The following is a 12366-nucleotide window of genomic DNA, read 5'->3' as shown; positions in this document are numbered from 1 at the left end:
CAAGCGCGCGACGATACATAGGCTGTCCGTCCAATTTTACCACCGGCTTAGGTTGGGATAAGATCTGCGAAATTCGCGACCCCAATCCAGCCATGGGCATCAGTATCTGTCGAATCTGAATTTCTTTTATAGCCTCGCCCCATTTATTCAAATTCTTAAACGTTTTTTCCCAATATTCAAAAATCTTTAAATCTTCCGGCGTTCCCCATTGATAAAAAGCATCCACTTCGTATACGCGACACTGCGACTCTGGCTTCATTTGCAAAAGAGCCTCTATTGTTAACGAAGTATAAAACTCATTATTCATTTTAATATCGTTCTTCTTTTGATATTCGAGAGCGGATTTTAGATCACTGACTTTTTTAAAGTAATAAGCCCCGTTGGAAGCGTATTCATTTTCCCTTTGTTCGGTAAAGCTTCCCTTTTCCTTGACCTGTACCACCCTCTCACCCTTTAGCCGCGAGTAGGCGTACATTTGAGGGCCGATGTAATGAGCATGAAATCCTCGGTACGAGACCACACAGGAATCACAATCTGTGTTCTTAACATAATCGGCGAAATCCCAAGGGTCCCACTTTAAACCGTAATCGCAATAGGAAATCAATACAGGCAGTTCGTGATCTAAACTTTCGATCGCGGCTTGAATGGCCCGCGAGGGACCTTCGCTATTTGCTGGCACATAAATAATCTTCGATTGGGGTCGTAGTCTTAAAAGCGTGACTTCGAGCTCGGTCGGGTTGTGATTTTCCGCAAGTACAAACGTACATGGCCACTCCGTAGGAAACTTCTGGAGAAGCCGCTCGATCATTGGGATGCCATTCACTGGGATTAACGGTTTAGGCATATTATAACCGGCTCTCGTATAACGAGTACCCTGGCCAGACATTGGGATCAGTAATTGTAAGGGCTTGATCACGCCTTTACTCCTTTTGCTATCTCGCGCATTCGGGCGAGCTCTGTCGGTGTTGTCTTGAGTTCCTCAACTTCATCGGGGCTGAGTGTGCTTAACTGAGGCATCAGCTGTGATAAATAAACTATCGCTTGCCAGTTTTCGATCATATCGAGTGGCGGCTGCCGATCATAGTCCATGGAAAATTCATTGCCTTCAGACTTTAAAAAAGATTTCAATTTTTCTTCGAAAATCGCAAGATCAGGAAAGTAAAATCGAAACGGCGCGGTTATGTCGCGCTCTTTCACTTCGCGTTCTTTTTGGTGAAGATCGGCCGCTAGGACCTCACCTAAAAATTTTTTGAGATCTTTATCAAACTCTTCAAAGCGCCGAAAGTCGGCTAAACCATTCATCTGCAAAAGCAAACCATGATTACGCATAAGAATGATGGGTGCTCTCACTGAGTTGTTGATAAAATACTGAGTCAGCTCCCAGCCCGGACGAATGTAAGGCACCACAGCCAAATCATGGCCCCATTTAATCAAAAAATCTTTTGCATTACCTTGATCGATGAGCTCCGCAAGGAGAACCGAGTTCAGATGATGAAAGTGACAAACATAAGTCGCCGGAAGAAAAATATGAAATCCGACCTCCATAGAAGCTCGATGGGCCGAGCCCGATCGATCTCTCGCCTGGGCAATAAGGTCGCTATATGCTTTTTCGTAAAGCAGGGTTGAGGAAGAGCTCTGGGCCAGATTTTTAAGTTCAATAGCAAAGTCTAAAAAGTTTAAAGTCGCAAAATCATCCCATCCACGAAGTTGATCTAATCGAAACCCTGTGGGCTTGATCGCTATGATCGACTCAGATTTTAAGGAAATATTTCCACCTTGCCCTTGATTCCAAAAGGGCAAATAGGAATTAATCGTCTCATTCATTTTAAGTAAAGCTTGCAAATAATCTTGCACTATTAATCTCTTGGCCATACTAAAATAACATACTTGTAATTGACCGTTTTTGCGCCTAAGACCTGACTTATATAGCCACTGCGTTAAAATCTCAGGCTTACACTGTATGGCAACTTGCTGGTAATCTAAGATCTCAAATGCACAAAGAGTTATTCAAATTCCTAATCGTAGGTTCAATAACATTCCTCGTCGACTTCTTTACCTACACCGTTCTGGTCAGTGTGGAATTCCACCCATCACCATCGAAGTTTTTTTCATTTCTGGCTGGGACATGTTTCTCCTATTACGCAAATAAAAACTTCACCTTTAAAGAAAATAGAGTTTCCGATAACGATTCCATGCGGTTCTGCTTACTTTACGGGTTCAGCTTACTTGTAAACGTGGGGGTAAATTATATGACTCTTCAAATCTTCGGTGAAAGCTCTGTCCAATTGGCATTTTTTACGGCTACCGCCGCATCAACGATTATCAATTTTTTTGGCCAAAAATTCTGGGTCTTTAAAGACTCACATTATACTTCTTAAGGATTTGAATAAGTTTACTTTTAATACGTTGAAGGACTTGGTTTTTATCGTCGATCACTCCTAAAATTAAAAGTAAAAAATAAAAAACTTTACGCAGGACCTTATAAATAACTTTGAAAATCTTGAAAATCCTTTTGATCACTCGCGAGATCTTGTTATAGCCACGCTTCATTCTATAATACGAACGTAAGCAAAAAAGAATAGCGACTCTTAGCATCGTGAACGGAAAAATATCCCAAATAAAGTAGGAATTCCTAATTTGGTCAGCCAATCGTTGAACTTCTATCATTTGCGCAACAACGCTGTCCTTGCTGATGAAAGAAATAAATACTTTTTGCTGGTTAGCTAGTTTTTTTGCAAACTCAATATCTATTAGACACTTCTCTGCCAAAATTGACATAGACTCCCAGGTTGTGCACATGCCATTCTTTGACAAAACTTCTTCAACGAAAAAATTTGAAAGTTCATTTGCGAATCCAGAGTCTCTGTGAAAAATAACCGGAATTCCTATATGAAGCGCTTCTATGGGCGTGTAATGCGAATGTCTAGGATTGAAACCAGGCTCTATATAAACCCTAGCTTTAGCAAATAACCTGTAGACATCTTCTTCCTTATTCATAACCCCCACAACATCGGTATCGTAAATTTCATGAGAGCGAAGTACTTCTAGGTCGTTTTTCCCCAGTATTTTGTATGGTAAGTGTCCGAAATATTTTAAAAAGTTAAAATAATAGTGAGAAAGTTCTGTATGTAACATGGAAATCACTGTTACCACATGGGCAGCACTAGAGTCTGCTTCCCACTTGAGATCGTCAAATATTTGTGCTGTTCGGTGAAGATAAGATACATCGACCATTGATTTTGGCTTAGCAATTGCCGAAGATTCTCCATCCGTTAGTTTTTTCATTCCCGGAAGCCAAATATAGTTATTGAAGAGTCGCAACGCTTGATAGTGAACGTCGCTTGATAACACAGTCAAATTTTTATCTAGATGATAATGACCATAATATCGGTTTAGAATTATCCCCTTATATCCCCCCTCGAGCAGGTGTAGCGCCATACTCACTGATGCGGGAACGTAAATATAACCAAAATGATTATTGAGCCACTGGATCTGCTCACTGGAAATATTGCCCTGGTCGAGATGAGATCCGGGTTTCACTAACGGAATATCGCGTAGAACCTCAACAATTTTTGGGTCCAAGGTACATGTGCTTTTCCAATCGACATACATAGGGTCATTTTCATCATCATAAGATGTTCCCTGATAATTTGCGAGATGGGCCGGCATCCGAATAGGAACAATCTCATATCCTGCTTTGATCCACAATGGCACTTCTTCAAACCGATTGGACTTATGATAGAAAGCCCACAACATACGTTTGTTTCTACCTGCACTTACCGAATTCAACTGTGGCAGGACAGAAGAAGTGACTTGACTCGACTCGAGCAAACTCGCACACATCTTTCGAAACTCTACAGCCTGCTTTCGAGCAGTATCCGCACCGAATGTGACATGAAATAATTTAATCTGTTCATCACGAAGAGAAATCGCATATTCCACATCATCCAAACAAGCTTTCGCTCGTAAAGCCATGTCTTGCAAACTTTCACACATTCCCATCACTATTAGTTCTTTATCTGAGAAAAACTTTTTTGCTTCATGAGCGATTGCACTCGAACTAAGAAATAATACGGGAACACCCATCGCCGCTGCCTCAAAGGGGGTGTACTGAGAGTGTTGCTTTAATTTTCCAACGTTACAAAAGACGCGATACTTGCAGTACATTGAGAGATATTCTTGGAAGTCGGAAATTTGAGGTTTGATATGATAGTCATTTTTGCAGTAGGCATTGTTAGGATCGTTTTTTCCGAAAACTGCGAAATCAAGATTAGAAAAAGCTTTCGCAAAATCCTCGTAATAACTTCTCCAGCTCGGGGAAATATCTATGTATGATATATTTGTCACCACCGCAGGTAACGATAGTTTCCCCTCCCAACGCAGCCCCCCCACCTGATCTCGGATTCCTTCCATCACCGCAGCAATCAATACTAACGGTTGCTTTCCTAAGATTGACTTTTGCTCAGTCTCAATTATTCCATTGAACACAGATAGAGATATGTAACGATCGCGATGGATTTCAAATGCAATCGAATCCTTATTGTAAAGATAGTTTTTGTACCAGGTCCACACACTAAAATCAGGTCGCTCATTGCCAAAAATTCTGAATACCACTACCCCTTTAAACCACTTTAAAATTCCCGGAACAACGTTGGGGAAACTTTGAACGACGATAACATCAATATATTTGTTGATTAAAATCGCTTGTTCGGGAGTTACCGATCCCGCCTGATCAAAAGTACTTATTTCAACTCTTGAACGTCCTTCGGGCATCGTAAACGGAGTATCCGAAACCTTATAAAAATCCGTCAATCTAATCTTAAAAAGGTCCTCTTCAGGGATTGAGCACTCCGCTCTCCACCGCCGATTTATTTCGGTCATAGGATTATCGGACTCGCGCGGATCTAGCCGGTATTTTCCTCGAAAATTAATATGACAAAAAGACGGGATAACCTCGAATCCGCCATCCATCAACATATTTATATCGATTGTTCTTAAGGTTGGATGTGCAAGTGCGTACAGTAGTCTCATTCTAACTTTCTATTTCCGTACAATAGACTCTAATGTATCCACGACAATTTTTATCTGCTCATTCGTTAACTCCGAAAAAGTTGGCAGATTCAATCCATTGGATGCAATTTTTTCTGCAACCGGAAATTTTTCAGACGATAAATGGGGTGGCATAATGTGCATAGGATAGAATATAGGCCTAGTTTCCACGCCATTTTTGTCCATTTCCATAATTAACTCGTCACGACTGACCCTGACACCGCTCTCTAGTACGACGGAAAACATCCAATAAGAATGGTAAATATTCTCCGATTCTCTCTGAACTGCTAATGGTAAATCACGTGCCATAAGCTCTTTTGAGTAGGTACCTGCGACTCGACGGCGCTGCTCAAGATGCCAGCCTATTCTTTCAAGCTGGGCCAGACCAATTGCCGCCTGTATATTCGTCATTCTATAATTATAACCAACAATGGGATGCCAGTAACGTTTACTAGGATCCATACCCTGCCCTTTAAGCATGCGCATTTTTGCAGCGAGATCGTCATCGTTCGTGGTAACCATTCCACCTTCACCTGTAGTAATAGTTTTGTTCCCAAAAAAGCTAAAGGTACCTACATGCCCAATACAGCCAGTGGGTCGATCCTTATAAGTAGCGCCAAGAGACTCCGCGCAGTCTTCAATAACGTAGATATTGTGTTTCCTTGCAAGATCCATAATCGGATCCATATCCACCGGATGGCCATAAAGATGAACGATAATAATTGCCTTCGTTTTAGTCGTAATCTTCGCCTCGATGTCTTTTGCAGTGACGGTCCAATTCAATGGATCGCAATCCGCCAAAACTAAATTGGCTCCGACATATTTGACGACATTCGCCGTGGCAATATAGGTAAGCGTGGGAACGATAACTTCATCTCCAGGCCCTACTCCCATTGCCATCAGAGGTAAATGTAATGCGACTGTTCCATTTGAACATGTGAGCGCGTGCTTCACCCCAACATATTTACTAAACGCATCCTCAAACTTACCTATATATTTCCCATTAGAGGAAATCCATTCAGTTTCAATACACTCCAAAACATACTTTCGTTCGTTTCCAGACAAGGAAGGTTTTGCTACAGGAATTTTCATAAAAGACCCCTCATAATTTTAATTTTATTCGGTGGGGCCAAAGTATTATCGCCCACACTGGATACGACAGCCAGCCCAGCGCTTATCTTCGACCACGCTCCGATCTCCACTCTCGGAGCAAGCGACACTCCCGTTCCCAGAAAAACCCCCTCGAAGGTTTGTGAATTTCCGTTGAGTGTTGAATAGGGAGACATCACCGAGTATTTCCCTAGCGTAGCATCATGAGCCACTGAACAATAAAAGTTTAGGACGGAGAAATCCTCAATATTTGCATTAGGGCTCACAAGTGCGAAAGGACAAATAATTACACCCTCACCAATTGTCGCAAGTTGACTCACGACCGCCGTCGGGTGAATAAGATTAATAAACTTTCCACCGCGACTCAAAATTTTGTCTGAAATATTTTTTCTAATTTTTGGAGAGCCTACGGCTAAAATAAATCGGTCCTCAGACTGAAATTCGTAGGTATCTTCAGTTCCCAGAATCGGTTTATCAATTCTAAACCCATCAAGATCAGATGCATTTGGACTTAAGAAGCCCTTGATAGCTTCAGCTGAATATTGGTCAGTAGCCCACTGAAAAACTTCCCTACCAAAACCGCCTGCACCAATAATAATGAGTCGCATTAGGACCTACTTCTTTTAAACCGTTCGGTATGAAACGGCTCCTTAAAAAACAATAACTTTTGTGGAACCTTATAAGAGGGTAAACGCATAAGAAGGTCTCTTCTTAGCTGTATTTTAAACGCGCTCTCATCAGTCCCGGGCTTCAAACAAACTTTTGCCACAACAATATTACCCGCAATTGCATTCTTCTCCGAATGCACGATCACATCGATGACTTGAGGAAACGATATAATTTCACTTTCAATCTCTGCAGGATAGACTTTTTCTCCACCAATATTTATTACGTCGGACTGCCGTCCTAAAAATTTAAAATACTCACCCTTAGTCTCAACTAAATCTTTTGTGATGAACCAGCCGTCTTCGGTAAAAGGAGAGGGTGCGTTCAAATAACCAAGCATTGCAGACTTCGCCTTAATCTCTAACATGTTATCCCGCACTCTAGTTTCGTATCCTTCTCCACCTATTTTGACCCAAAGGGAGTCTGAAGATTCAGATTTAGACCGCAGTATTCCCACTTCAGACAGTCCATAAGTCTGCAATAACTCTACTTTTGGTAGAGTTTCCCGAATCCTAGTTAATGTAGACTCAGGCATCATTTCCGTCCCATAAGTGATCAACTTTAAGCTGGAAAGGTCATATGTTTCCAAACTTTCACTCAGCAGAAGAAGATTCAAAAATGTCGGTGATGTTGGTAAAACTTCAACTCTATGCTTTTGAATTGCTTCAAGCACAACATTTGGCGAACGATCTGAAACAGTAATCACAGTACCGCCGTTAGAAAGAGCATAAAATAATGTGTTCAATCCGCCAATGTGATCAAATAATAGAAATGAGATAGCGCGCTTTGAATGCCGCCTTACCTTAAACTTCTCCAGGAAGGGGACCATATCATGCACGGCAGCCTTACTTGCTCCCGTCGAGCCTGACGAGAAAAGAATCAAACCCGGATGCTCTTTAGACTTCAAATCTATCAAGATCTCGTGCGTAACAGGGCGCTCATTGCGATGCAAGGAAATCAACTCCCCATCTTGAGATATCTTAACTTCCACATTGACCTGGGCTATCCGCTTAAACTCGTCTTTTTTAGCCTTTACAGACTCTGTTAAAGGGACTGCGACGCCTTTTCGCTCTATGGTCGCAAGTAAAAAAGCGATCGAAAGTGGATTGTAATCACCCTCAATTGTCACAACATCACCGGGGCCTAATCCAAGTTCATCTAATTTTGACTGAGCGGTCTGAATACCTGCTAGCAGATCGGAATAGAGAAATATGCGATCATTAAAAACAACGCATTCTCTATTTGAGTTCTGTCGAAATACTTCGATTAAAAATTCAATCAGCTTACACCTCCAAGATAGATCACCTGGCCAGTTATAAAATCTGACTGATCGCTCATGTAAAAATCAATAACATTCTTTACATCTGCAAACGTACCGAATCTCCGAATTGCTTGTGATTTAAGTAAATCCTCAAGTTTATTTTTGGGAACATTCTTTATCAAGTCAGTTTCGATTGGTGTTGGACCAACGGCATTTACTGTAATAGAAAAACCTGCAAGTTCTTTTGCCATGATTTTGGTAAGAGTCTCCACAGCACTTTTTGATGCCGCATATACTGCTTCACCCTCAAGACTGAGAGGAACCGCTACGGTTGAAAAGTTAATTATCCGAGCCCGTTTGCGTTTTTTCATTAATTTTGCAGCTTCTCTAGAAAAGAAAAAGGTTCCATAAACGTTAGTGCTAAAAAGCTTATGTAGGGTGGACGAAGGAGTGAGTAATACATGATTCATCGATGCAATACCTGCATTGTTTATCAAGACATCGATGCCTTCTGGTTCAGTTAACCGGATTTTTAAAATTGTTTCAATGACAGAGCTTTCATCGGAAACATCACAAACAAAGTGGAGGAATTGCGAATGCGCAAAATCGCAAACAGATCTGCTGACGCCAATTACTTTGTGACCTTGATTACAATACTGTTCCGTCAAATATCTTCCAATGCCTTTAGAGCATCCAGTAATCAAAATCGTTCCCATAAAGCACTAAACCTTTTCGTTTATTAGTTCATGTACATAAGATGTTAGAGACTGCACAGTTCTAAAAGGACTAGAAGTTCTTGCGACTGCCTTTTCCGAAGCCACTGTAATCTGTTTCTTTGTTTGGTTATACGCATGCTCCTCAATGGCAACGATTAAAGTAACTAGTCCCAGGGAATCTATCTTTGAACCCTCGCCAATTAAGCGAGTGCTTTCGTTTAATTCGATTTGCCTTGTCGACGCGGCACCTTGATTTATCTCATTAATAGCTGGAACAATAATTGTGTCGTAGACCGTTCTAACATCCATCTTCAATCCCCTTTAATTTCATATGCTTGTGTATCATTCTCCCTTTAAAAAGATCAACTAATCTAATGAATCCAAGAGAGAGTAACGACACCAGAGTTCTCAAAAAACACCGTCTCTATTGAGGTGCGTCAACACGAAGGATCTTACGAATGATACTTTTAAAGACCTTTTTACAGAATCTTAGGGGAATTGTTAACTTCCAAGACGGCGAACTCTTAATCATTATAATTTCTGTTCTCAAAGAATCCCTCTCCAGTATTAGATTACCCATCAATTTATCGAATTTAGAGGTTAGATCCTTAATCCCAGACTCCAATAATAACTGTGAATCGTGGTCAGACATAGACCGAAGCACATGGCCTCCCGCCTCAGTTCTGACAAAGTAGGAATTCACGTGGGAACTCACATCGTATAAGTATCCTAGCGGTTCAATTATTTCGCGAAGCTTTTCGACCCCTAAATGACCGTGCTCTACAACAAATACCGTAGGAAAGATTCCTAATCGCGAATCACGCATGCTTTCTAACACATTGATCTCATGACCTTCGACATCAAGAACGAATAGATCGAGGCTTTTTAATTTTACTTCAGTGATTAAGTCATCATAGGTCACCGTCTCCACAAGAATGTTTTCGAACGTACACCCGGACCCCTCCAGTTCACGCAGATGGGCATCACTATGTGATAGTGAACTGTTTCCGAAAGCATGATTAAGGGTGGGATGAATAGCCAATTTAAATGTCAGCTGACCTCTACGATTCGATAAGGCTTTATTTATATTGATCGAATTTGGTCTATTGAGCTTCAACGTCTGATACGGTATCGGCGAAGGCTCGACATTAATCGCACTCCAGCCAAGCAAAGCTTCAAAAATATAACATGAGGATTCGGAAATTCCATCAAACGCACCACATTCAATAAAACTTCCCTTACGATCCAGATACTTAAAGTACCTTTCATAAATGAACTTATCAACGGGTGGTTCAAACTGTCCAAAATAGCGCATTTAACTCCTCACAGATTTTCTAAGAAAGCGGTTATTAAAATCTCTTCAGATTTCGACTGCTTTGGTTTCCATCCGTAAACAGCCCGAAACTTATCATATGATGCGTTAATCACCTTAGGCTCGTTCCCTCGAAACAATTTTTCGTCAACCTTGCAATCGACAACCATGTCCATTTTTGCAGCGAGGGTCTCGATGAGGCTTTTGAGATTCTTGCTAGTTCCTGACGAAATTTGAAAGACGTTCATTTCATGCGCATGCGCCGGCCCACGATGAATCAATAGGGCTAAGGCCGATATCAAATCCTGAATGACTCCAAAATCTCTCTCGATGTTAATATTTCCAACGACAACATCCGCCTTCCTTCTTCCCTCGCTTTTGGCGAGGAGGAGCTGCTGATAAACCGACGCTAAAAAGAAATCGGGTCGTTGAGACTTATGGATGTGCGTAAAAATTCTGAGAACAGTGGTTTTCAATTTTTTGTTTTTAACAAGAGTTCTAAGAGATTCTTCGGCCAAATATTTACTAAGGGCGTACAGATTCCGAGGTGCGATTTTATCCTGTTCGGAGTAAATATGACCTTCCTCAGAGCTATAAGACACATCGTAGATCTGGCCAGTGCTCGGAAAAATAAAATGGGCCTTTGGCTGAATTTCAGCAACCATCGAAGCCAGGTGATAGGTGGACTCGACATTAATTCTAAAAGTATTGGTAACTTGTTTTTCACATTCGGGCACAGAACTCATGCCCGCGAGATGGACAAAAACATCGAAGTCGGTCGATTCGATAGTGTTACGCCACTTGTCAGTCTCCAGCAGGTCGATGACCGGAGCTACCACCTCTATATTTTCCTGCTGAAGTTTTTTCTGCAGATGGCGACCGATGAACCCATTGCCACCAGTGAATAACACTCTCATCTTAGTTCATGGCTTTAACTAATTGAATATCCGAATCGACCATCATGTGCACAAGCTGTTTGAATGAGGTCTTAGGTTCCCAGCCGAGATCTTTTTTTGCTTTCGCATAATCCCCGATAAGAAGATCCACTTCTGCTGGACGCATAAAGCGCTCATCGATTTTTACATATTTTTGCCAGTCGAGATCCGCACGTTCAAAAGCTAACTCCACGAATTCTTTAACAGTATGAGTTTCGTTCGTCGCGATCACATAGTCGTCCGCTTTATCCTGCTGAAGCATGAGCCACATGGCTTCCACGTAATCTCCTGCAAATCCCCAATCCCGCTTTGCATCCATGTTGCCTAAACGCAATTCCGTCGCGAGTCCATGCTTGATCATTGCCACTTGATGGGTGATTTTGCGAGTGACGAATTCAAATCCTCGGCGAGGGCTTTCGTGATTGAACAATATCCCGCTGGTGGCGTGCATATTGAAAGATTCACGATAGTTAATTGTGATCCAGTGGCCATAGAGCTTAGCCACTCCATAAGGAGAGCGAGGATAAAACGACGTGTTCTCGTCTTGCGGAACCGCCTGAACTTTACCGTACATTTCGCTGGAAGAGGCTTGATAGAATCGTGCTTTAGGGGCCGCGCGCCTTACGGCTTCGAGGAGTTTGGTCACGCCCACCGCGGTAAAGTCTGCAGTCAATACCGGCTGGTTCCAGGAGGTCTGCACAAAGCTCTGCGCCGCGAGGTTGTAAACCTCGTCAGGATTAGACTGTTCCACCGCCTCAAGTAATGAAACTTGATCCAAAAGATCGCCAGGAAGAAGTTCTACCTTAGGTAAAATATCTTTAATGCGGTCCGTGACCGGATTGCTCGAGCGACGAACAAGACCGTAGACTTTGTAGCCCTTGCCTAACAAGAGTTCGGCCAAATAGGAGCCGTCTTGACCAGTTATTCCAGTGATTAATGCGCGTTTCATGAATCCCACCTCTATTTTTTCAGTGTATGATAGATGACACTAAGAGCGTGTGAAAACAAGTGAATTTAGGATTTGGTAGTGGTCTGCGGCGTCACAAGGAACACGGAAATAATCACGCCATTGAGTCGATTAAACCGTCCCTTAAATAAACGCACCATCGAATTCGCAGTGTAATGCGAAAAGTAAAACACCGCTTTGGGAACGGAAATCTGCTCGCAGTCCCGCAAAGTATGCCATCGGTATTTTGCAGCCTTCCATTTATTACGGGAGCGTGATCTCATTAGGACCCGGTAACTTCCCAAAACCTCGGGCACGCCATAAATGTAAGGAGTCTGCTTTAAAAGCTGGAGCCATAGTAAAAAGTCCTC

12 protein-coding genes are annotated in these 12366 nt (G+C 42.0%); 1 reads left to right on the top strand and 11 read right to left on the bottom strand.

Going from position 1 to position 12366, the window contains the following annotated elements; all coding sequences use genetic code 11:
• Positions 1 to 844 (bottom strand): NTP transferase domain-containing protein (locus K2Q26_14270; protein MBY0316686.1); only part of this gene is annotated, 844 nt, incomplete at its 3' end.
• A gap of 68 nt (positions 845 to 912) precedes the next feature.
• A complete protein-coding gene (locus K2Q26_14265; protein ID MBY0316685.1) occupies positions 913 to 1854 on the bottom strand; it encodes a class II aldolase/adducin family protein in 942 nt (313 codons plus the stop codon).
• 137 nt (positions 1855 to 1991) lie between these two features.
• Here K2Q26_14265 and K2Q26_14260 point away from each other — a divergent pair, with 137 nt between their 5' ends.
• Positions 1992 to 2378 carry a GtrA family protein gene (locus tag K2Q26_14260; GenBank protein MBY0316684.1) on the top strand — a complete coding sequence of 129 codons (387 nt, stop codon included), beginning with the start codon at positions 1992 to 1994 and terminating at the stop codon, positions 2376 to 2378.
• Here the strand turns inward: K2Q26_14260 and K2Q26_14255 are convergent.
• The 9 genes from K2Q26_14255 to K2Q26_14215 all read right to left on the bottom strand — a co-directional run.
• Positions 2353 to 5031, bottom strand: coding sequence for a hypothetical protein (locus K2Q26_14255; protein MBY0316683.1), 2679 nt, complete (start codon positions 5029 to 5031; stop codon positions 2353 to 2355). The two genes, K2Q26_14260 and K2Q26_14255, sit on opposite strands and share 26 nt — an antisense overlap.
• 9 nt (positions 5032 to 5040) lie before the next feature.
• A complete protein-coding gene (locus K2Q26_14250; GenBank protein ID MBY0316682.1) occupies positions 5041 to 6141 on the bottom strand; it encodes a DegT/DnrJ/EryC1/StrS family aminotransferase in 1101 nt (366 codons plus the stop codon).
• Positions 6138 to 6767: a hypothetical protein gene (locus K2Q26_14245; GenBank protein ID MBY0316681.1), complete on the bottom strand. Its 630-nt coding sequence runs from the start codon at positions 6765 to 6767 to the stop codon at positions 6138 to 6140. Before K2Q26_14245 ends, K2Q26_14250 begins: the two co-directional genes overlap by 4 nt.
• A complete protein-coding gene (locus tag K2Q26_14240) occupies positions 6767 to 7954 on the bottom strand; it encodes a fatty acid--CoA ligase family protein (protein MBY0316680.1) in 1188 nt (395 codons plus the stop codon). The genes K2Q26_14245 and K2Q26_14240 overlap by 1 nt, the downstream gene beginning before the upstream one ends.
• 149 nt (positions 7955 to 8103) lie before the next feature.
• Positions 8104 to 8802, bottom strand: coding sequence for an SDR family oxidoreductase (locus tag K2Q26_14235; protein ID MBY0316679.1), 699 nt, complete (start codon positions 8800 to 8802; stop codon positions 8104 to 8106).
• 424 nt (positions 8803 to 9226) lie between these two features.
• Entirely contained in the window at positions 9227 to 10117 is an 891-nt protein-coding gene (locus tag K2Q26_14230) for an FkbM family methyltransferase (GenBank protein MBY0316678.1), read from the bottom strand.
• Between the two features lie 8 nt (positions 10118 to 10125).
• Positions 10126 to 11031 (bottom strand): NAD(P)-dependent oxidoreductase, encoded by a 906-nt coding sequence (locus tag K2Q26_14225; GenBank protein ID MBY0316677.1) that lies wholly within the window; start codon positions 11029 to 11031, stop codon positions 10126 to 10128.
• A 1-nt stretch (position 11032) separates the two neighbouring features.
• Positions 11033 to 11998: a GDP-mannose 4,6-dehydratase gene (gene gmd, locus K2Q26_14220; GenBank protein MBY0316676.1), complete on the bottom strand. Its 966-nt coding sequence runs from the start codon at positions 11996 to 11998 to the stop codon at positions 11033 to 11035.
• A 65-nt stretch (positions 11999 to 12063) separates the two neighbouring features.
• Positions 12064 to 12366 (bottom strand): hypothetical protein (locus tag K2Q26_14215; protein ID MBY0316675.1); only part of this gene is annotated, 303 nt, incomplete at its 5' end.

This window comes from Bdellovibrionales bacterium (assembly GCA_019750295.1).
GTDB lineage: Bacteria > Bdellovibrionota > Bdellovibrionia > Bdellovibrionales > JAGQZY01 > JAIEOS01.
Note: the sequence above shows the minus strand (reverse complement) of the source record. Positions and strands in the feature narration are given on the sequence as shown.

Excerpts from the sequence above, each read along its gene's own strand:
- K2Q26_14230 (MBY0316678.1), bottom strand. The coding sequence starts at position 10,117 with ATGCGCTATTTTGGACAGTTTGAACCACCCGTTGATAAGTTCATTTAT.
- gmd (MBY0316676.1), bottom strand. The coding sequence starts at position 11,998 with ATGAAACGCGCATTAATCACTGGAATAACTGGTCAAGACGGCTCCTAT.
- K2Q26_14235 (MBY0316679.1), bottom strand. The coding sequence starts at position 8,802 with ATGGGAACGATTTTGATTACTGGATGCTCTAAAGGCATTGGAAGATAT.
- K2Q26_14260 (MBY0316684.1), top strand. The coding sequence starts at position 1,992 with ATGCACAAAGAGTTATTCAAATTCCTAATCGTAGGTTCAATAACATTC.
- K2Q26_14245 (MBY0316681.1), bottom strand. The coding sequence starts at position 6,767 with ATGCGACTCATTATTATTGGTGCAGGCGGTTTTGGTAGGGAAGTTTTT.
- K2Q26_14255 (MBY0316683.1), bottom strand. The coding sequence starts at position 5,031 with ATGAGACTACTGTACGCACTTGCACATCCAACCTTAAGAACAATCGAT.
- K2Q26_14225 (MBY0316677.1), bottom strand. The coding sequence starts at position 11,031 with ATGAGAGTGTTATTCACTGGTGGCAATGGGTTCATCGGTCGCCATCTG.
- K2Q26_14250 (MBY0316682.1), bottom strand. The coding sequence starts at position 6,141 with ATGAAAATTCCTGTAGCAAAACCTTCCTTGTCTGGAAACGAACGAAAG.